Annotated in this window: 15 protein-coding genes; 8 read left to right on the top strand and 7 right to left on the bottom strand. The window is 49.0% G+C overall.

From position 1 onward, the window contains the following. Positions 1-462 precede the first annotated feature (462 nt). Positions 463-4,380: an HYR domain-containing protein gene (locus tag ACEW9O_RS07695; RefSeq protein WP_373549561.1), complete on the top strand. Its 3,918-nt coding sequence runs from the start codon at positions 463-465 to the stop codon at positions 4,378-4,380. Positions 4,381-4,510: 130 nt separating this feature from the next. Beyond that, a complete protein-coding gene (locus tag ACEW9O_RS07690; protein WP_373549560.1) occupies positions 4,511-4,876 on the top strand; it encodes a YraN family protein in 366 nt (121 codons plus the stop codon). A gap of 19 nt (positions 4,877-4,895) precedes the next feature. Here ACEW9O_RS07690 and ACEW9O_RS07685 read toward each other — a convergent pair whose 3' ends face one another. The 4 genes from ACEW9O_RS07685 to ACEW9O_RS07670 form a co-directional block, all read right to left on the bottom strand. Continuing rightward, on the bottom strand, positions 4,896-5,792 hold the full coding sequence (locus ACEW9O_RS07685) for a hypothetical protein (RefSeq protein WP_373549559.1): 897 nt from the start codon (positions 5,790-5,792) through the stop codon (positions 4,896-4,898). A gap of 58 nt (positions 5,793-5,850) precedes the next feature. Beyond that, positions 5,851-6,579 (bottom strand): EI24 domain-containing protein, encoded by a 729-nt coding sequence (locus ACEW9O_RS07680; RefSeq protein WP_373549558.1) that lies wholly within the window; start codon positions 6,577-6,579, stop codon positions 5,851-5,853. A 69-nt stretch (positions 6,580-6,648) separates the two neighbouring features. Further along, positions 6,649-8,889 carry a PKD domain-containing protein gene (locus ACEW9O_RS07675; protein ID WP_373549557.1) on the bottom strand — a complete coding sequence of 747 codons (2,241 nt, stop codon included), beginning with the start codon at positions 8,887-8,889 and terminating at the stop codon, positions 6,649-6,651. A gap of 268 nt (positions 8,890-9,157) precedes the next feature. Beyond that, the gene (locus ACEW9O_RS07670; RefSeq protein ID WP_373549556.1) at positions 9,158-10,480 is read right to left on the bottom strand and encodes a hypothetical protein; all 1,323 of its coding nucleotides are present in this window, start codon (positions 10,478-10,480) and stop codon (positions 9,158-9,160) included. 437 nt (positions 10,481-10,917) lie between these two features. On the opposite strand from ACEW9O_RS07670, the gene ACEW9O_RS07665 reads away from it, so the two are divergent. From ACEW9O_RS07665 to ACEW9O_RS07645, 5 genes are all read left to right on the top strand, one after another. Next, on the top strand, positions 10,918-12,096 hold the full coding sequence (locus ACEW9O_RS07665) for a parallel beta-helix domain-containing protein (protein ID WP_373549555.1): 1,179 nt from the start codon (positions 10,918-10,920) through the stop codon (positions 12,094-12,096). Continuing rightward, positions 12,093-13,211 (top strand): SO2930 family diheme c-type cytochrome, encoded by a 1,119-nt coding sequence (locus ACEW9O_RS07660; protein ID WP_373549554.1) that lies wholly within the window; start codon positions 12,093-12,095, stop codon positions 13,209-13,211. The genes ACEW9O_RS07665 and ACEW9O_RS07660 overlap by 4 nt, the downstream gene beginning before the upstream one ends. Before the next feature lie 157 nt (positions 13,212-13,368). Continuing rightward, the gene (locus ACEW9O_RS07655) at positions 13,369-13,599 is read left to right on the top strand and encodes a hypothetical protein (protein WP_373549553.1); all 231 of its coding nucleotides are present in this window, start codon (positions 13,369-13,371) and stop codon (positions 13,597-13,599) included. A 14-nt stretch (positions 13,600-13,613) separates the two neighbouring features. Further along, positions 13,614-13,805, top strand: a complete 192-nt coding sequence (locus tag ACEW9O_RS07650; RefSeq protein ID WP_373549552.1) for a DUF4177 domain-containing protein — start codon at positions 13,614-13,616, stop codon at positions 13,803-13,805. Between the two features lie 96 nt (positions 13,806-13,901). Next, positions 13,902-15,254 (top strand): M24 family metallopeptidase, encoded by a 1,353-nt coding sequence (locus ACEW9O_RS07645; RefSeq protein WP_373549551.1) that lies wholly within the window; start codon positions 13,902-13,904, stop codon positions 15,252-15,254. A 96-nt stretch (positions 15,255-15,350) separates the two neighbouring features. On the opposite strand, the gene ACEW9O_RS07640 is transcribed toward ACEW9O_RS07645, so the two are convergent. Beyond that, complete coding sequence (locus ACEW9O_RS07640; protein WP_373549550.1) at positions 15,351-15,530, bottom strand: hypothetical protein; 180 nt, start codon at positions 15,528-15,530, stop codon at positions 15,351-15,353. 37 nt (positions 15,531-15,567) lie between these two features. Between ACEW9O_RS07640 and ACEW9O_RS07635 the strand changes: the two genes are divergently transcribed. Beyond that, the gene (locus ACEW9O_RS07635; protein ID WP_373549549.1) at positions 15,568-16,791 is read left to right on the top strand and encodes an MFS transporter; all 1,224 of its coding nucleotides are present in this window, start codon (positions 15,568-15,570) and stop codon (positions 16,789-16,791) included. Between the two features lie 263 nt (positions 16,792-17,054). Here ACEW9O_RS07635 and ACEW9O_RS07630 read toward each other — a convergent pair whose 3' ends face one another. Both ACEW9O_RS07630 and ACEW9O_RS07625 read right to left on the bottom strand, forming a co-directional pair. Next, entirely contained in the window at positions 17,055-18,413 is a 1,359-nt protein-coding gene (locus tag ACEW9O_RS07630; RefSeq protein WP_373549548.1) for a cytochrome-c peroxidase, read from the bottom strand. Positions 18,414-18,798: 385 nt separating this feature from the next. Beyond that, on the bottom strand, positions 18,799-21,444 hold the full coding sequence (locus ACEW9O_RS07625; RefSeq protein ID WP_373549547.1) for an alkaline phosphatase family protein: 2,646 nt from the start codon (positions 21,442-21,444) through the stop codon (positions 18,799-18,801). Positions 21,445-21,572: the final 128 nt, after the last annotated feature.

Raw genomic sequence — 21,572 nt, 5'->3', positions numbered from 1 at the left:
TATCTAATAAAATTTTGATATTTGTTGCTCGTTAATATCTACTCAGCAGTTTGTTCCCTCCTCTAACTGTTTGAGTAACCTTAAAAGGCTACGTTCCTTTCCCACACACTTGTATTTTAATTTTCCAATTGAATCATACTGCTCATAGTGTACCTGTATGGTACCCTGAAAATGCATCAAGAATATACTTAAATCGGTTTTTGGGATGGCCTCCTTCAGTTGTGAAGGGGGCTTTTTTTTTGAAAAAAAATAAAAAAATACTTAGTAGTGGGGCAAAAATAAGTGTTCATTTTTCCTGAGCCAAAGGATTAGATAAGAAACTTAAAATGAACCGTTTACTCATCTAATCCTTTGGCAAAATGAAACACTTATTTTTTTATTGCCCCTAAAAAGGCACTTTGGCACGGTATTGGAATTGAATAATAAAAATTCTTAATTCGAAACCGTCAAAAACATAGTGCCATGAATGAGAGAACGCCGTACATTCCAATTTTAGAAGGATGGACGAGATGGATTCCGATCTTGATTCCGGTCCTGATGTTCTGGAGCCAAACGGTATCAGCCCAGTGTCAATTGGTGTGTAAAAGTATTTCTCCTACCGCCCCTGTTCGCATTAGTGTGGGGGCCTCTGGTGAAGTAAGCATCGGTAGTGACCTGATTGTTGATGCAACCTCTACCTGTGCAGGAGCGAAAACGATTACCGTAGTAGATGAAAATGGAGAGTTTATTGCCAATGGTCCAGATCCATTGACAATCAGTGTACGTGGAAGGATTGGAAAAGTTTTGACTATACTGGTACGTGAAAATGCCACGAGCTTCAATTGCTCTGGATACATACAAGTGTTTGATACGCAGGCACCCGAAATCTTTTGTCGCGATACTACCTTGTTTTGCGCAGCAGATACCAGTGCCAATGTACTTGGACGTCCGAGAGTGATTGACAACATCAACCGCACCGTACGCCTACGTTATGAGGATTTATTCCTACGGGGGCGTTGTGGCAGTGATACTGCTGTTTACATCCGTCGGAGTTGGATTGCCCGTGATTCTTCTGGAAATGCCGATACCTGTATTCAGAACATCCTCTTGAAAAAAATCGGAGTGGCGGACGTAAGCATCCCCGGTCTGGTGAACTTGCCTTGTGATCGACCCAGCGCGGATACGTCCATAACTGGGGTTCCAAGCTTTCAAGGCCGTAAACTCAAGAGCAATGGATTTTGCGATTTTGTGATTACGTTCCGCGATGATACCACTAAAATTTGTGAAGGATTGGGTCGACTGATTTCTCGCAAGTGGACAATATTGGATCGTTGTACTGGGGCTGTTCGGGAAGGAACCCAAGTCATCCAGGTAAGAGATGAGGTAGCCCCTACGGTGACTTGTCCGGCACCGATCCGCAAAGGCACCGATCCAGGTCAATGTACTGCTGTAGTTCAGTTGCCTAAACCAACTGCAAGTGACAACTGTGACCCAAATCCAGCTATTTCAGTTCGGGCTTCTTACGGAAGTTCTGGCTTTAACCCTCACTTTAATGTGCCACTAGGTACTCATACCCTTACGTATACTGCGATTGATTTGTGCGGAAACTCTTCAGTATGTACCACCACTCTTACCGTTGTGGATGAAGAAGTCCCTACTGTAGTTTGCCGCAAGAACAACATCATTTCACTACCCGAAGGTGGAGTCGCTTTCATTCAGGCCAAAAGTTTTGATGAAGGCAGCAACGACAATTGCAAAACGCGCTTGTACTACAAAGCCCGTCGTTGGGTAGCTGGTTCTTGCAACAAAATCAATGGGGACGACAGCCCTTCTACTCCTGATTACCAGGAATTCTTCGATGACTATGCAGTCTTCTGTTGCAATGACGTAGACAGCCAAAGTGTAAAAGTTACCCTCCGAGTGTATGAAGTTGATCCAGGCAATGGCCCGGTTGATCCAGCGCGTGAACGCCAGGGTGGCGACCTCTATGGCAAATTCAACGATTGTGACTTTACCGTAACCATCCGCGATGAATTGGGCCCACGCATCACTTGCCCCGCCAACAAAACGGTTGAATGTACGACGGATATTACCCAATTGCACAAATTTGGTAGCCCCATTGTACTCGAAAACTGTTCTTTCACCCTAGACTCTACCAGCAACTACGAGCGGGGCGAATGCAATCGGGGTAAAATCAACCGGACCTTCACCGCCAAAGATTGGAAAGGACGCACTTCTACTTGTAGCCAAACCATTACCATTGTCAACAACAACAAGTTGAGTGCGGAAATGATCAAATGGCCTAAGGACTATACCATCGTAGGATGTGGAGGGAAAACTGATCCTAAAGATTTGCCCCTTGAAAACCGCGAACCAGTAGTCACCTACCCAATTTGTGGAACCGTAGGCATTAGTTATGAAGACCGCAGGTTTGATTCCCAAAATGAAACTTGTTTCCAAATCTTCCGGAAATGGTCAGTCATCGACTGGTGCGGCCACGATCCTGCCGATCCACAAAAGTCGATCTTTTCCTTTACTCAAGTGATTAAAGTAGAAGACCGCACCGCACCAACCCTGGTGGTACCCAAGGACACGACTTTCTTTTTGACCGAACAGTGCAAAACGATTAAAGTAACTACGCTGGCAGCTACTGGTACCGATTGTGGTGGCAATGTGACCATCACCAATGATGGCAAGTACGCTGACCTCAAAGGTGCATTGGCCTCTGGTACTTATCCCGTAGGTAAGCACAAGATCAATTTCCGGGCCGTAGATCAGTGTGGCAACGCTACACTAGGCTCGATGACCATTACCGTGGTAGACAAAAAACCACCCGTACCACAGTGTCTCAATGGTTTGTCCACTACGCTGGACATCAAGGATGGCCAAACCGCAGCGATCATCGATGCAAAGTTGTTTGATGCCGGAAGTTATGACGATTGCGGGGGCAAACCCGCCCGTATTGCCATCCGTCGGGGTTCGGGGACCCTACTGACCAACCCCGCCGAACAGGTGACCTTTACTTGTGCCGACGTTGGCCGCCAACCCATCCAGCTTTGGGTGTACGATACACTGAACAATGGTGCTTTTTGTACCACATTTATTGACATCCAGGACAATGGAAAGTTGTGCGCGCCCGATGGCTCTAAAGTGGGTAAAATTTCAGGGATAATCAAAACAGAGGTAGGTGTCCAAATTGAATCGGTTGCCATCTCTGGTAGCAAGCAATTGGGCAAAACTTCAACCGGTGTGGATGGGAATTACCAGTTGCCAGAAGTACCCCTGGGTGGAGATTACACCATTGTACCACAAAAAAATGAAGACCCCATCAACGGGGTGACGACAATAGACCTGGTGATCATCCAAAAACATATCCTGGGCTTGAGCTTGCTCAAAACGCCTTATCAGCATATCGCTGCGGATGTTGACAAATCTGGGCATATTTCTACTGTAGACTTGATTCGCCTGCGTAAGTTGATCCTGAACATGGAAACCAGTTTCCCCAACGGGAACACTTCCTGGCGCTTTATTGATGCCAATTTCAAATTTCCCGAGGGTCAGGATCCACTCAAGGCACTTTACCCTGAAGCAAAAAGCCTCAATAACTTTTTGTCCAAGGAAGGCCGGGCCGACTTTGTGGGGATAAAAGTGGGCGACGTGAACATGAGCGCCAAACCCAACAGCCTGGCCAATACCGATGGCCGGACTACAAATGGCGAACTCATCGTTGAAACCAGCAATCAGGCTTTTGAAGCGGGAGAAGAAGTTACCGTAGAATTCAGCGCTGAAGCTGTGTCCAATGTACAAGGCTTCCAGTTTACCCTGGATTTTGACCACCACTTGCTGCAATTGCTGGATGCCAAAAATGGGGAACTACCCCAATGGAGTGAAGGCAACCTGGGCACCGCCGACCTGAAAGCAGGTTTGCTCAACACCAGCTGGGACAGCAAAGGTGAAAATGTACCCGATGGTCGCCGCCAATTGTTCTCCGTACGCTTCAAAGCCTTACGGGCAGCTGATTTGGCGACTGCACTGTCCATCAAAGAGGCACCCACTCCTTCCGAAGCCTACAACCAGGCGGGTGAACTGATGCAGGTATTGCTCAAAGTGAACGAATCTGCCGACCAGAAAGGAGAAGGGATTCATCTGTACCAAAACTACCCGAATCCATTCATCGGCGAAACAAACCTTGCTTTTTCCTTGCCAAAAGCGCAGGATGCACACATCCGCATCTTCGATGCAGCGGGCCGTTTGGTTTTCAAACATTCCGCGAAGTTTGAAAGGGGTTACAACGAACTGAAAGTACCGAAACAAACACTACCCGGCTTGGGTGTGTACTACTACCAGCTCTCGACCGATTCCTTTACGGCAAGCAAACGAATGATTTATACGGCTTATTGATAGTCTTAAGACCTATGTTTTTGAACGGTATTCTGAGGCAGGCTTCCAAAAGTCTGCCTCTTTTGTTTTTTAATAAAAAAAGTTTATATTGCGAAAAAAAACAACGAAGTAGTGAATTAAACAGGGTGCAATGACGGACAATATCATTTTGGGACAAAAAGGCGAGACCCTTGCTGAACAACACCTCGAAGCGCAAGGCCTGACCATTCGGTCCAAAAACTGGCGCACTGGCCGTGCCGAAGTAGACATCATTGCCCAGGAAGGCAACATTATTGTATTTGTAGAGGTCAAAACCCGCAGCTCCGATCGCTTCGGTCCACCCGAATTTTTCATTACCCCGCAGCAGAAACGTATGTTGGCCGGTGCTGCCTCGGTGTATTGCGAAAAGATAGAACACCCCGGCGAAATTCGGTTCGACGTCATCAGCATCATCCTGCGTGACGATGGCAAAACCAAGTTGGAGTATCTAAAAGATGCTTTTTGGCCGGGGCTGTAGTTAAGTGATGTTTCAGCACTTAGTTAAACAACCACTCCTCCCAACGCTTGTACATCACATTTTCTTTTTGTTGCGGCAACAAGGGCGCTAGCTGCCCCATGTACAAATTTCGCTTTTGGGTAAAACGATCGTTTTCCTGATCAAACCAGCGTTTCAAATCATTGTTGTTGTTGCTGGCAAAACCAAAAGTTTTGAGCAAGCTGTAAATCTGATCCAACTCATCTAGCCAGGTTTTCAGCGCCGCCAGTTGCGACATGATGAAATAGGTTTGAATATCCGCGCGGCCCGCAACCTCCAGTTTGGCATTGTCCAGGATGCTCAGCGCTTTTTCAATTTTTCCCGTTCCATTGCCATTGATGATGTCCGCTTCATATTGTTTGCGGATGTTGGCCATCAGGTTGAGCGCTTCTGAAGCATTGGGACTGGTACTGCGGGTTTGATTGTCCAGCTTGAATTTTTGCACTGCCACAAAAGCCTGATCCGCTTGGATGAGTCCTTCCAGAGCCGTCATCATCGCTGCTTCGCGGGGGAGCGGGACGTCAGAATCTTGCAGCGCGATTTTGGCCGCCAGGGCGCTTTCGGTAGCTTGAGTATACAGGCCCAGTTTCCAGGCACTCAATGCGCGTAGGGAGTGGGCATTGACCAACACGCCGTCGGCTTTGAGCTTACTGTCTTTGAGTAGCGCTTTATTGACCTGAGCGTAGGCCAGGCGGTAACACAAATCAGGTGTAGCCAAACTCATGGCCTGACTACCCGCTGCTGAAGGTTGCCCCAGCAAGGCAGGTTCGCCAAAACTGAGGTTGGTTTCCAAATTGGCACCCTGATTGAAGGCATTTTGCGCTTGATCCAGGTAATTGAGTTGGGCACAACTGCAACAGAACCAGAGAAGGAGTAGTAGGTTTAAATGGGTTTTCATGGTTTTAGGTTTTTATTTAGCTATCAGCTGTCAGCTATGAGCCATCAGCCGCCAGTGCTTATTTAATTCGTTTTACTGTTTCTACCGTTGCAGCAATGGTACCCAATGGCAATGCCACCAAAAATCCCACCACTGAGATCAACAACAACAAATATACTGCTCCATTTCCAATCGCCAGACCCCGATTTTGCCGCACAAAACGAATACTATCCCGCACCCGATAATGGCGCTCCAGCGCAAAATCAATGTTCCCAGCTCCGGCATAATAAGCCTGTACGATAAAAATCAGCGGCGTGGTAATTAGGGCCAAACCAGGAATCAAACCCAACAAAAACAAAAGGGTGGTGAAAAACAACTCCCGCACAATCAAGCGCAGGGCAATACGAATGCCTCTGGCCATATCACTCAAAAAAGCGCTCATTTTAAAGGCTGCGGAAGCCTGCCCGCGAAGCCGATTTTCCACCCGCTCCGAAAGTAAACTCATAAAAGGACCCGCGATAGCAAGGATCAGATTGCGGAAAATGATGAAGCCAAAAGCCCCCACGGCCAGGCCCCCGAACACCTGCGCGACATTGTCAACCCAGTTTTCCCCCCAATTGAAGGGCCAAAAACCAGCCATCCAATTGCCCAGGTCATCCGAAACGTTCCAGACGCCATAGATCATGCCCCCGCCCAAAAGGATACACAGCAAGGCGGGCACCAAAAAGTAGATCCACAAATTGTACTTGAGGCACAATTGAATCGCACGTCCATAAGCGCTAACCCCAGCTAGAAAGGATGCAAACATGTTTTTTTGTGATTAAAGATAAGGCTTGCCACTCGACTATGCTACCTTTCCTCTACCCATGCAGAAGATTTAACGCAATAAAGTAACAAATCCTCGATATTCGATCAACTGGTCTTTGGGATCAAGGTAGCTGGCCAAAACGGTGTATACGCCTACTGGCAATTCAGAACCTTGGTTAAATTTCAGCCCATTCCAGGTATCCTGCGGGTTGCTGGATTGGAACACCATTTCACCCCACCGATTCCACACGTTGATGCGGAAATTGCGCATGCCAGCAAAAATCCCTACCGCCCGCAGTTCATCGTTGACTGAATCACCATTGGGGGTGAAGGCATTGGGTAAAAAGTAGCGCACTTCCGGCAAAATGCGCAAGACTTGGGAAGTGCTGTCCTGGCAACCAAAATTGTTGTACGCAAACTGGGTGATGCGCAAAGCACCCAGCTCGCGGGCAGCAGCGCTGAGGTTGCGGTCGGTGTACTGACGACCATCACCAAACTGCCACAACCAGCGAACGGCATCGGTCGACTGATCCTGGAGCTGGAAATCGGGAAAAACATTGGTCACCTCCGGCGGTTCAATGGCAAAAGCGGCCTGGGGGGTAGGTTTGATGCGGATCAAATCGGGATAAATGGTGTCGGTTTCGCAGCCAATCGGCGAAATGACCTTGAGCGACACCGAATAAAGCCCGTCATGCTGATAGGTGTAGCTGGGGCTATGCTTGCGGGAAACGCCCCCGTCGCCAAATTTCCATTCAATCCGGTAAGTTGTATCCACCGGCGAAGATAGGTTTTGGAAATAAACCTGCCCCGGTTCACACAATTCTGCCGAACTTGGAGTGGTCAACAACAATTTAGGCACGGGGAAATAACGCACCTCTTTTTGGATGGTAGAAACACAGTTGTTGGCATCACGCACCGTCAAACGTGCTCTTTTTATTCCTGGGTATTCATATTGAAAGCTTGGGTTGGAGAGCGTACTCGTACCTCGTTCACCCGAAAACCAGCTCCATTCCTGGATGGATTTGGCATGGACAATGGAACGGTCGCGAAACTGTACAACACCAGCTTTACAGGTATCATAATCAAAACTAAAATCGGCCTGTAACAAGGGTAAAACGTGGACTATGACCTTTGCCGAGTCGGCGCATTCAAAGCCAGGATTGAGCAGCAACTTGCCCTGGTAACGCCCCGTATCGGGAAACTGAATCTGGGGATTCCATTGGTTGCTTTGGTAGGTCGGGCCTTTTTTGAGGTCAAAACTCCAGCTTATCAACTTAATGGCTTCGCGGGGTGTACTTTCATTGCTGATGTCCACCAGGGTTTTGCCACAGGAGCGGATCAAAAATTCCTTTTCGGCCAGCTTTACATCCTCCCGGACGTCGGCCAGCAGCTTGGGGTTACAACCATCCGTGACATTGAACTGGAAGTCGCGGGTAACTCGACTCAGCAGCAGCCCCTTGCGGTACTCGCGCACACAAACGCCCACGGCAAAACGCCCCAAGGCACTGGGACGCAGGGTGATGAGCCCGGTGTGAGGATCAATTTTTAGCAGCGGATCGCCCAGAATGGGTTCAGCGGCGGAATAGGGGTTGCGATAGAACAATTCGGTGTAAGGCGGCGGACAAGCTGGATTGGGAGTTGTACCATAACAAGTAAAAGTAAGTTGTTGCCCATTGGCATTGCCTGCGCCACCCAGCGGCGCACACAATTCATACACGAGGCTGTCGCCATCCATTTCTTCGGCGGAATGGTCGTACTTCAACAGTGCATTTGCACAAATCACCGTGGGTGGCACAATGGAAAACTGGGGGCTGTTGTTGCACAATTGCTGAGCTTCGGGCGTAACTTCTACGGTATAGGTGGCACCCGTCGATCCGGGTAGGGCAATGTTGCTCATGGTCTCATCCCGGCAGCAGCGCTGAAAGGAAATGTGGTAACTCATCGTGGACAAGGGCAGGGTGTAACGGAAGACATACACACCCTCTTCCACACACACATCGGGGGGTACCAAACAAGGGTATTCCGTGGGAGGAATGCTGCGCAAACTCTGCCGAAGTACATCCATACTGCCAAACGCATTGAACTGGTTGCCGCATTGAGCCGGAGTACTGCAACGGTAAATGCCAATGTGGGCCACCGCATCCAAAGGCGGGCACCCAAAGCAATAACAATCACGGTACAGACGCAGGGTAAACTCATATTCGTTGCGCCCCAGGCACTGATAGCTCATGGCCCCGCCAATGATGTGGCGGGCTTGCAGATGGGTCAACCCCATACAAAACAAGGCGATAAAAAGGAATTTTTGGGCCATAAGTTGCTGACTTGGTGACTGTAGGAGAGGACAATTTACGAAGTTTCGGGGATTTTTGGGAGGGAAGCAAAACTTGACGGGTGGAGGACAGAAAAGAGGCAATTGGAGGTTAATATGCTTGATTTTAAGTGAAAATGGCATTACAGTTGGAGTATAGTTTGATGAAAAGTCTTTGTATCAAGCGGGCGGAAACCAACTTAAAAACACACTTTCCGCTCAAAAGAAAAACACAAGTGAGCGGAATCGATCGTTTTTGTATGCTTACCGCTCACATGCGCTGTTTTTGTCTCAAACTCCGCCATTCCACCGCCAAAAACACCCCCAACACCCCATACTCCACTCCAATCAACCCATAATTTTCCGCAAAACCGCCCCCATCATAATGGCTATACGACAACACCACCAGCCCCGACCACAGCACCGGAAAACGCAGCGGCGTGAGCACGCACAGCGCAATCGGCACCGCCAGGTACCAGGGGTGAATAATCGTGGCCGAGAACAAATACAAACTAAAAGCCAGCAACATCAATCGCGGCAGTTTTTCCCAACGCAAATCCTGCTCCCGTTGCGCCATTTTGACGATGCTGTATACTACCAACAAACCCAAAACTGGCCCCAGGAAAAGGATCAAATTGTAGCCCGTCAGCACATAAAACACCCAACGCAGCAGGTAATAAACCCCGGCATTGAACTCAAAACGTTGGAAGTACAAGTCCAGGCTGGAGGCAAAACCCTGGATGAATGCCCAACTGAGCATCGGCGCAAAAAGCAACAATAACACCCCGCCCAGCAACGCAAAATACCGCATACTTCGCTGCGGCCAACCCCAACGCCGGATCAAAAAAGGCAGAAACATCAGCGGCAACAACTTACTCGCTATGGAGCCCGCCAGTGCTACACTTGCCCAGCCGTTTAGCTGTTTTTGCAGCAAGTACAAAGCCAGCAGCAGGAAAAAAATCATCAGCGCCTCCAGGTGGACATTGCCTACCAATTCCAGAATGATCAAGGGATTGAGGGCATAAATCAGGATGTGCTGTGGCGCGAGTTGATACCGTTGCAACAAAGCCCGCAAGAGCCACAAACTGCCCAGTTCCGCCAGCAGAATCCCCACTTTTATCGCCACAATACTCGCATAAAGATCCTCTGGAAACAAGGCACAACTCAACGTAAACAAACCTTGGGCAATGGGTGGATAAATGGTGTGGTAATCGGGTGAATTGAGTTCAGCGTAAAGCTCCATGCTAAGCCCTGCAGGCAGCATGCCTTGTTGCACATAGTGGGAGGGGGGATGCACAAAAGGGTTGATGCCATTGAGCCACAGTTTGCCGTCCCAGAGGTAGCGGTACACATCATCGGACAAGTTGGGCATGGAAAACAGGAGCAGCAGCCGCAGGCCAATCCCCAAAAGCAGATACCATTGAATGCTTACCTTTTGCATCGCCAGCTTGAGCACCAGGGCGTAGGCACCAAAAAATGCTGCGTAAGTCCCCAACAAGGGCCAAAAATCAGCTTGCTGGCAACGGTAGCCCAGTTGGTACATCGTGGCCACCATGATGCCAGACAGGAGCAGGTGCAAAGGAATTTTTGACATAATTAGGATTTTTGTTTTTATAACACACATCACACAGTTTTAAAACGCAGAGTTTCGCAGAGTGCACGCAGAGTTTCACGGAGTTTTTTTTAGTTTTAAGGAGTTTGCCACCTGCGGTGGCGAGCGGTCGGGCGCTACTGAAATTTGATTTTTTCATACCAACTGCTGTTCAGTGCGGCCTCTGAGTACTCTTTGCCATCGCAGATGGCCTAACTTAAAAACTCCGTGAAACTCTGCGTGCACTCTGCGAAACTCTGCGGTTAAACAACCTTAGGTTAAATAGAATAAAGCTATACACTTTAGCTGCACCTTTTCAGAACCAAACTTGCGTAATGTGAGTTACCAAGTAATGTGAGTTGTCAACAAGAAAATAGAGTAGGTGCCAAAATAAGCAAGGGGTTTTATATCTTCGTCAAATAAGTAATAAAACCAAATTCATGAAGTTCACTCAGCTCGCAATTTTGGCCTTTTTCTGCGCCGCCTGCAACAGCCGTCCCTCCGATCCTGGAGACGTCGACACCGCACTCTACAACGACCTGCAAACCCAATTGATCAACGCCAAACCGGGTGATGTGATCAACATTCCAGCGGGAATCCACCATTTTGACCGCCCCTTGTTGTTGGATGGCGTAAAGGGCGTGACCATCCAGGGCGCTGGCAAAGACAAAACCATTCTTTCTTTTTTGGGCCAAAAAGCTGGCGCTGAGGGCCTTAAAATCACCGCTGACTCGGTGACCATCCAGGACCTCACCGTAACCGATACCAAAGGGGACGCCATTCGGGTGCAAGACGCCAAAAACGTCACGATGCGCAACGTCAAAACTACCTGGAGCGGCGGTGCCAAAGCCAGCAACGGCGGTTATGGCCTTTATCCCGTGGGTTGCGACGGCGTGTTGATCGATCAGTGTGAAGCTTCCTTCGCCTCCGATGCGGGTATTTACGTCGGGCAATCTAAAAACGTAGTGGTTAAAAACTCCTACGCCCACGAAAATGTAGCGGGGATCGAGATTGAAAATTGCAGCAACGCCGAAGTGAAATACTGCCGTTCGGAAAAAAATACCGGCGGAATTCTGGTCTTTGACCTGCCTGGCTTACCCGCAGGCAATGGCAAAACCTGCAAAATCCACCACAACAAAATCATCAGCAACAACCACCGTAACTTTGCGCCCGAAGGCAACATCGTCGCTACCGTAGCGCCGGGCACGGGGATGATTTTCCTGGCCGCCAAAGACGTGGAAGCCCACCACAACGAAGTCATCGGCCACAAAACCATGGGCGCTGCCATTGCCAGCTATCACATCGTGCAACTAAAATGGGACGACAAAAACTACGACCCCTACACCTACGACATCAAGCTGCACAACAACCATTTTGAACGCAAAAAAGCCCTGCCCGACTTGAGCAAGGATTTTGGCAAAATGGTCAATGTGTACTTCAGCGGCAAACCCCAGGACATCCTCTACGATGGCATCCTGGACGACAAACGCCCCGGCAGCAGTAATCCGATGAACATCTGCATTGACCAGCCCCAGACTGGCCTGCGTTTTGCCAACATCGACGCCGCCAACGATTTTAAAAACATCAACCCTGACCTAAAACCGTACCAGTGCAAATGAAAAAGCAGTTCAGAAAAGGCCGGATTTTAGCCGCTGGTTTTTTGCTGGCATTAAGTTTTTGTTTCACTTGCCAGAGTCCTGCTGCCCAAAAAAAAGGCATGGAGGTGAGTAGCCCAGTGCGTTTTGACTCTGGCAAAGCGCCTTACCCCAAACTTTCGGACTACGGCTTTTTCACAGGAATCCAACGCGATTTGCAGCCCAATGCAGGTGTTTTGCCTTATGAATTGATCACGCCGCTGTTCACCGATTATGCCCACAAAGCCCGCTTTGTGTGGATGCCCCAAGGTACACAAGCTACTGTAGCTGCCGACGGTCGACTGGACTTCCCGGATCAGGCCGTTTTGATCAAAAACTTCTATTACCCGGCCGATTTTGCCAAACCAGAAGCGGATTGGGACGTGGTGGAAACGCGGCTTTTGATGAAAATAAAAGGCGAATGGCAGGCCTTCACCTACGTGTGGGATGAAGCCGAAAACGACGCCGAACTCAACATTGTTGGCGACATCAAACCGGTAAGCTGGCAGGATGAAAAAGGGCATAAACAAAACATTGAATACCTTGTTCCCAATAAGACGCAGTGCAAGAGCTGCCACAATCGGGATGCCATCATTCAGCCCATCGGCCCCAAAGTAGCGAACCTCAACAAGGACTTACGCTACCCCGATGGTAAAACCGAAAATCAGCTGAGCCGCTGGCAAAGGGCAGGGTATTTGGCGGCAGGAGATCATGGGCAAAAATTTGCCAAACTTGCCGCTTGGGACAAACCACAAAGCGGCTCCCTGCAAGATCGCGCCCTGGCCTACCTGGATGTGAATTGTGGGCATTGCCACCATCCGCAGGGGCCTGCGCACAGTTCGGGCCTGTACTTGCAGGCTGATGAGCAAGACCTTGCACACCTGGGCTTTTGCAAACCGCCAGTGGCGGCAGGGAAAGGTTCGGGCGGCCGTCAGTTCGGCATTGTACCGGGCCAACCTAAGGCATCGATTCTGCTCTACCGCATGGAAAATACCGACCCAGGGGTGATGATGCCGGAAATTGGCCGGGTGATGGTGCATACGGAGGCAGTGGAGTTGATCCGGGATTGGATCGCGGAGTTGAAGGGTGGGTGTAATTAATTTCTAGATGTAACGCTCTTGAATTGCCTCCAGCTTTAGCTGGTGGATGACAAGCAGTAGGTTTTATGGGCTTTAGCCCAAGAATTACCATGAAGGCTAAAGCCCATTATCAATCAATCTAACAATCCACCAGCTAAAGCTGGAGGCAATTCATCACATGATGGAACTAAAAGCACTCAAACTCTTCATCATCAATCAAGTCCTGCAAACCCAGGACTCGGTGGTACTGCAAACGGTGGCCAATGTACTGAGTGCAGCCCATACCCCCACGGCACCATCCGAGCATTTTACCCCCGAATGGGAAGTGGAAGAAGACTTCCGCTCCAACTACACCGAAGACCGAACCCGTGACTTACAAAAATCCATCGACGAATTGTTTAATCCTTGAACCATAACAAAACCATGTTTGAATACACATTTGTCAAATTGACCACAAACGTCTGGAACAACCTCCCCAAAGAGGATTACCAGACCATCATCGCCGAATACGCCGAAGAAGGCTGGCGGCTGGTGCAGATTTTTTCCAGCATGAGCTCAGCCATGCAAATGAATTATGAATTAATCTTTGAGCGGCCGAAGACAGACTACGTTTAGAGTGAAAAGTGAAAAGTGAAAAGTGAAAAGCGGGTACGGCATTCGATTTTCAGCGCGTAATTTTTTGTGATTGTTCATTTTGATATAGGATTTGGTATGAAAAAAATAGTATTGAGTTTGGTGTTGGGGGTGGTGTGTGCTGTGGTAAGTATGGCGCAGCAGGCAAAAGTATTGACCTTGAGGGAGCAGGCGGTAGTGCAGGATCGCTGGTTGAAGGAGCGTTGCCAGAGTTTGTTGCCGGAGTTGATGCGCAAGGAGGGGATCGACATGTGGTTGGTCATTGCGCGGGAGTACAACGAGGATCCAGTGCTGCGTACGATGTTGCCCGCTACCTGGCTATCGGCGCGGCGCACCACCATGTTGCTCATTTATGACCCTGGTAAGGACAAGCCACTGGAATTTCTGGCTTGTGCCCGCTACGACGTAGGTGAAGTATTCAAAAAAGCCTGGGACCCGGAAAAAGAACCCGATCAATGGAAACGCCTGGCGCAACTGGTCGCTGAACGAAACCCCCAGCGCATTGGCATCAACCTCAGTACCAACTTTGGGCATGCCGATGGCCTCTCCGCATTCCACCACCAAAAACTCCGCGAATCCCTCGACAACAAATATGAAAAACGGCTGGTCTCCGCCGAACGATTGGCGGTCAACTGGCTGGAAGTCCGTACCCCCGCAGAGCTGACCGTATACGAACAAATCTGCCGCATTGCCCATGACATCATCGCCGAAGGGCTTTCCGAAGTGGTCATTCAGCCGGGCATCACCACTACCGATGACGTTGTCTGGTTTTATCGGGAAAAAGTGCGGGGTTTGGGCCTCGAATCCTGGTTTCACCCCACCTGCGACGTGCAACGCGCTGACCCTAGTGGCAATGAGCAAAACCGCAGTTTTGCCCAACGCCCCGATGCCGCTGTCATTCAACCGGGGGACCTGGTACACATCGACTTTGGCATCAAATACCTGGGTTTGAACACCGATACCCAGCAAAATGCGTATGTATTGAAACCTGGTGAATCGGCTCCCCCGGCTTATTTGCTCCAGGCCTATCAAAAAGGACTTCGCTTGATGGACATCCTCACCAACGAATACAAAACCGGACGTACTGGCAATGACATCCTGGCCGCGACGATCAGCAAGGCCAAGGCCGAGGGTTTAAATCCCCAAATTTATTCCCATCCAATTGGGTACCACGGCCACGGGGCCGGACCCGCGATTGGCATGTGGGACATGCAGTCAGGAGTACCTGGCACTGGAGATTACCCCATTTTGCCCAATACAACTTATGCGATCGAACTGAACAACAAAGTCTTTTTACCCGAGTGGAACAAAGAAGTACGCATCATGTTGGAGCAAAACGCTGTGTTCGATGGTGAAAAAATACACTACGCAGACAATCGGCAGAAAATACTGTATTTGATCCCACGCCCCAAACCTAATGCCGGGCAGTGAGGTAATTTGCAAATGAGTGGGATTTCAAATGATCTTTTTCCCAAATTAGCAATTGTAATTAAGCCTTTTATCGCTTATTTTTCAGGAACTTATCTTTCAACCGGGCGGTTGTTGGGGTAGCCCTACGTGGCTACCCTTGGTTTGGGGCAGCGACGTAGGGCTGCCACGTAGGGCTGCCACGTAGGGCTGCGACGTAGGGCTGCGACGTAGGGCAGCCACATAGGGCAGCCACGTAGGGCAGCCCGTACGGGGTAGCCCCGTGGTTAGGGCAGCCACGTAGGGCAGCCCCAACGAAATTCAAACACCCATTCTCATGTTCACACGTGCACTCAACGCCTACCTCAGTTCTTTCGCTGGACTCAATCGCGATATCTGGATGCTTGGCCTGGTTTCGTTCATCAACCGCGCGGGTACCATGGTATTCCCGTTTTTGGCCGTTTACCTGACCCAGGAACTGGATTTTTCCAAGGGACAAGCGGCTTTGATTCTGACTTCTTTTGGCGCTGGTGCCGTAATTGGTACCATCATGGGCGGGCGTTTGAGTGACCTGATTGGTTCGTACAAGGTGATGTTTGGGTCTCTGTTTTTGACCGGATTGATGTTTTTTGCCCTTCAGCACATCCAGAGTTTATTGGGTTTGTGCATTACGGTATTCATTGTAGGTATCGTGGGCGATAGCTTCCGTCCGGCCAACATGGCCTCGATTTCAGCTTACAGCAAGCCGGAGGATTATACCCGTTCCTTGACTTTGGTGCGTTTGGCCATCAACCTGGGCTTTGGCATGGGGCCTGCCTTGGGTGGCATTTTGGCGCACAGTTTTGGCTACAAGTGGCTATTTTGGGTAGATGGGCTTACTTGTATTGCTGCGGCTTTTATTTTGCGTTATTTTTTAGTAGAAAAAAAATCGATGCGCAAGGAAAAGGCGGCGACCAAAGCCGAAGGGCGCGCTTTATCCCCTTACCGAGACAAGCAGTTTTTGCTCTTTTTTGTGCTGATTGCGATCAACGCTGTTGCCTTTTTGCAATTTTTCAGCATGGTTCCGGTCTTTTTGAAGGAGAGTTGGCACTGGGACGAAAATGTGATCGGCTTTTTGCTGGCGGGCAATGGCATCATTATCACCTTTATTGAGATGCCCCTCGTTTCTCGTCTCGAAGGGCGACATGCTAAGATGAGCCTGGTGATTTTAGGCGCAGCCATGATCGGGCTGGGTTTTATCCTGCTTAACGTTACGCCCCATCAAGCCACCGCCGCGATCCTGTGTTTGGTCGCCGTGACTTTTGGAGAGATTTTCCAATTGCCTTTTGCCAACAGCATCGTGGTGGATCGTGCCCCCGCGAATACCCAGGGGCAATACCTGGGCTTGTACTCCAGCGCCTGGGCCTTTGGGCACATCATTGCGCCAAATATTGGTATGAATGTGGCCGAGCAATGGGGTTTTAGGAGCCTGTGGTATGTGCTGAGTGGGTGTTGTTTGGTGGGGATGCTGGGGTTTTGGTGGTTGAAGGGGCAGGGCTTTGGGAGAAAAGTAGCCATATAATTGGTTAAATAGTATTAATCGACATTTTCAACTTGATCTTTTGAATTTCATCTTCCTTATTTTTTCATTACAATGCGCTGCATTGCGCTTCAAAAATAAGTTGCTGAAATCCAAAATCTCTGCGTCGAATTCTGTCGATTAATACTATTTAACCACTTAAAAAAGCCGAGGTGTTGCCCGCAATCAGCCGACAACACCTCTTCTCACAAAAACCTCTACTAGAATAAGCGTGAAAAATAGCTGGAGCAGTTTAACATTAGCAGTTAATTACAGCCCATTTCCTTTCTGGACAGGGGGTCATTATTCGGGAAGCAATTCCCCGACATGGTCCGACTTGGCGCGTAACGCTCCAATTTTGGATCGAACAAGCCATTTTCCAAAAACTCGGTTAGGTTATCTACTTCGTCTTTACTCAGGTTAAGTGGACGTAACAAGCTGGAGATTTGGGAAGCTGGTACTTCTGGATTTTCGGGAATCCCCGCATTGAAGTACTCTACTACCTCCCGCAGAGAGGTTTTGCTGGAACCGTGGAAATAGAAACCAACATCTTTCAAGTTGTACAACTGCGGTACTTTGTACTTGTGCATGTCTTCCGCTTTACCAGTGAAACCACCGCGGCCAATGTTGCGTTTGTCGCTGGGGCCAGTGGCAAATACGTTGTATTTACTTTGGTAGAGGTTGTTCACCCCCAGTGCAAAGAAGCGATGCGGAAAGGCGTTGAGCGAAGGTGTATTGTGGCAATTGAAACAACCCGCCTTGCCAAAGAACACTACGGCACCTTTTTTCTGTTGCGTGCTCATCGCATCTTTTTCTCCTTTCAGCCAGCGTTGGAATGGGGCCTGATTGGTCAGAATGGTGCGGAAATAGGCAGCGATGGCAAATGCTCCCGTTTTGCGGTTGTACCGGGAACCTTGTGGAATATCCGGGAAAGCCGCATCGAACATGGCCGTATACCCCAAAGAGTCAGTCACGGCTCTGTTGATTACCTGGCGGTGTACAACTAGGGCGCGAGCGTTATTGGCCTCCAAACCCATCAATTGCTCGTGGTTGATGGCGATCAAGGTGTCCTGATTCCAGACACTTTCGGTACCTTCATTCACGTTGAAGGAACCGAAAGTTCCCGCCCAAAGGGCATTGGTCACATAGGTGGTATTGATCGTTGGTAATGGACGAGCGCCTTGTGCGTCGACTTCATGCCCAAAATATACAGGATTCTTGGAGCGACCTTCGCCACTCTGCCCAAAACCAATGGCCCCATCGGCGATACCCTGAAAACGACCTGCCGTAAACCCCCGATTGGGAATGTGGCAACTCGCACAAGAATACGCCTGTTTAGAAGCGGGGTATTTGTTTTCGAGGCCTAGCCCAGTCTCAAAAAACAACATTCTCCCCAATTCAACCTTCGCCTCTGTGACGGGGTTTTTAGGGTCTTGATTGGGTAGGTTGGCATAATCCGTGCTTTCCGGCATGATGTAACCCGTATAAGATCCAGTCACCGATCTTTGATCCAAAATTGCTTCCAAAGGACTGTCGAGGTCCAAATCACTAGCGACCTCCCGCTCACAAGAAATCACGTAAGCAAGTGCAGCCAAAAAAAGAACAGCTACCAATAGCTTTTTCATTACAGTTTTTTTTGATCATGAGTTAAATAGAGTACCCCAGGGGCGATAAAAAAATAAATATTCATTTTGCCCCATTATCGATGTTGTTGAAAAGCAACAACCGAAATAGACAGTGCGACACACTGAAACCTCACCATAGCCCAAGTATGGTGTGATTCTAGAGTGATAAAACCAAGATAAAGCGGTATGAAGATGTAGACAGCAAAAATGAGGCGAGTATAATGGAGGGGAGGAATACTCAAACTCAACAAATGTTCCCAAAGATAGCCTTTAAATGTCGCAAAAGCGATAGTTCTACAAAAGTAATGCACATTTGTGAAAAAACCAATACAAATATCAATTTTTAATACTTCTAAATTTAAGAAGAGTCCAGCAAAATACGCTTTTATTTCGCCTTCGTTCCTACGGGATATGGGGTTTCACCTTTGCTGGCAAACCACAAAATCCGGTTCATCAAATCATCTTCACCTTTATCCACGCCCCCGCTCATTTGCTCCAGCGATTTTTGGGCATAAAACAAAGCTTGCCCCTGCAACATCGATAAGGACTTGTTCATTTCATTTAGCGGTATCCGATTGGGCAGGTATTGGTAGGGTACTTTTTGCACGGTATCGCTAAAACACTCAAACATTGGGCGGGCCGTAGCGTCCATCGTCGTCATGGGCGGCAGTCCCAGTATCTGCTCGATGGTGCGCAACATCGAAAGTTGGTTGTAGTTGGTATGGATCGTTTTGCCCAAACGGGAGTAAGGACTGATCACCAAAGCGCCAGTGCGGTAAGCGGAGATATGATCCCAGCCATTTTGGGAATCATCTTCAGTAACAAATACCACAGTTGAATCCCAAAACCGACTTTTGCTCAAAGCCTCAACCATGCGACCAAGTGCTAAATCATTGTCAGCAACCTGTGCGCGCGGAGTGGGAAAACCAGGACTGGTCCCGGCAGTGTGGTCATTGGGCAGTGCCATCACCATGAGTTGAGGCAACTGATCGCCGGGCATTTTTTCGTATTCCTCCAGCTCTTTGATGAAGGCTTCGGCCCGCATTTGGTCATTGATTTTGGGATCATCATAACCCGGAAAATTTTGGGACAAAATGGGACGTACCCGCGAAATGGTACTGGTATTTTTAAATTCGAAGGGTTCTTTATTCATATACTTTTGATAAATCGCGCTCCAGTCCAGCTCGTGGTCAAACTCCATGTCACAAGCCTCGCCATAAATTCGTACCGTTTTGCCATGATCCAGGGCATGGTTCCAGATGAACCCTTCCCTGGTGTACACCATCGCGTCGTATTGGCGGTGTGGATAACTGCGGAACCAGGCGCGAACACTTTTTTCCACGTAGTCCGACACGATCCCCGCGTCGGTCCATTGGTGGCCTTCAGCAGAAGATTTTCCGGCGACGTGGTAATTGTCGAGCAGAGAATATTCCAAGGCTAGTTTGTGCTGGTTCGGGGTGATGGAGTCGCCAAAGATGCATAGCGAAGGCATGCCACGACCCTGCTTTAAATCGCCATACACTTGGTCGTAAGTCCGGTTTTCTTTGATGATGTACAAGACGTGTTTGAATACTGAAGGCTCACCGATGCGCTCTGGCACTGGGCGTGGAGCTACATTGGGGCGTGGAGCCTGGCGGGTAGCTTTCACCCGGAAACTCATGTTCATTGCCCTGACCTGTTTGCTGTATTTTTTTAGCTGAGATGTTTTGGGTACGGGAATGATGGAGAGAGAAGCCAACTGCTCATGGGCATTATAAGCCCCAATAAAAGAAGCATCACTTTTGGGGAAGCGTCTTTTTTGCTCTGGGGTATTGTTGAGTACTCGGGCGCCACGTGCTTCCAGGTTGCATACGTACAAGGTGTTTTGGCTGCACAACAAACCCGCCGGATAGGCTTCGGTCGGAATGTACCCGATCACTTTGGGCTTTTCATCAAGGCTTATTACCGCCAGCGCATGGTCCAAACCGTTGGCCACGTACAGTGTTTTCCCCAGGCTATCCAAGGCTAATCCATTTGGGCTACTGCCGAGCAATGCACCACCAATCTGGAATAAACCGACGGGGATTCGCTGCTTCTCTACGTCCGCTATCACATCGATCACCGATACATCATCACTGTTGCCATTGGCCACAAAAAGGGTTTTTTGGTCAGGGCTGAGGACCATTGCATTGGGGTGTAGTCCTACTTCTATCTCTTTGAGTTGTTGGCCCGTTTGGGGATCAAAAATGCTCACACTGCCCTTCAAGGTGGCACCTGTGCGAGGGTCTACATAAGCTTCGCCATAAGGTACTCCGGCCGTTTCTACACTCGGATCGGTGGGCACAGGCCCGGCCCAGTTGCTGACATAGACTTTGTTTTGGGCCAGTTTTACGCCAAAAGGAGCGACTCCGGTATTGGCTGTCCAGACGATCTGGCGGGTGGCAAAATTGATTTTGAGCAATTGATTGTTGCCGTTTAATACGAGGTATAAAAAGGGCTGACCAGCCTCAAAAGACACTTCTACTTCGTTGGGTAGTGCACCAGGCGCTGGCGCTTTGGGGGGGATCGGCAAAAGCTCGACCTGGGTGATTTTGTTGCCATCCCAGGAGGCAATCATCAGTCCTCCTTTGTCATTCTCCTGCCCGGCGGCACCCCAGAGGATATAGGTTTGGTTTTGAAAAACGAGGGCCTTAATCCCGGAATAGGTGTTTTTTAAGTTTGAAAAACGAGGGTCTTTGTTGATTTCCCAACGGGTAATGATCGTTTTAGAACGGCGATCCAGAATGGCTATGCCAAAGCGGTCTTCGATGACCAGGTGTGTATTTCCGGGAAGTAGCGCCACATCCAGGGTATGGTTTTCCAGTCGGGGCTCGCCATAAGTCAATACTTTTCCGGCGGAGGCAATCATGCGGTTGTAAGGCATCAGTTGCGGAGTACTCTCGTCAAGCTTGAGCTGATCTGACTCATGCTGGTAATGGTCTTTTTTTTGACCAAAAAACAAGGTAGGGGTGGTGCAAATGAATGAAGCCAGCAGGATTGAAAGTACTCTCATGGATAAGCCTGTTTAAATTCTAGGGTAATTATAGGTGTATTCCACAAAAAAACATTGTAGACTGAGCTTTTCAACCAAATGTTTACCATTATTTAATGCAAAGATTACATTGTAAGGGTTACTGATAT

It is taken from the genome of Haliscomenobacter sp., from assembly GCF_041740695.1.
In the GTDB taxonomy this organism is placed as follows: domain Bacteria; phylum Bacteroidota; class Bacteroidia; order Chitinophagales; family Saprospiraceae; genus Haliscomenobacter.
This window is presented reverse-complemented; position numbering and strand designations above follow the sequence as displayed.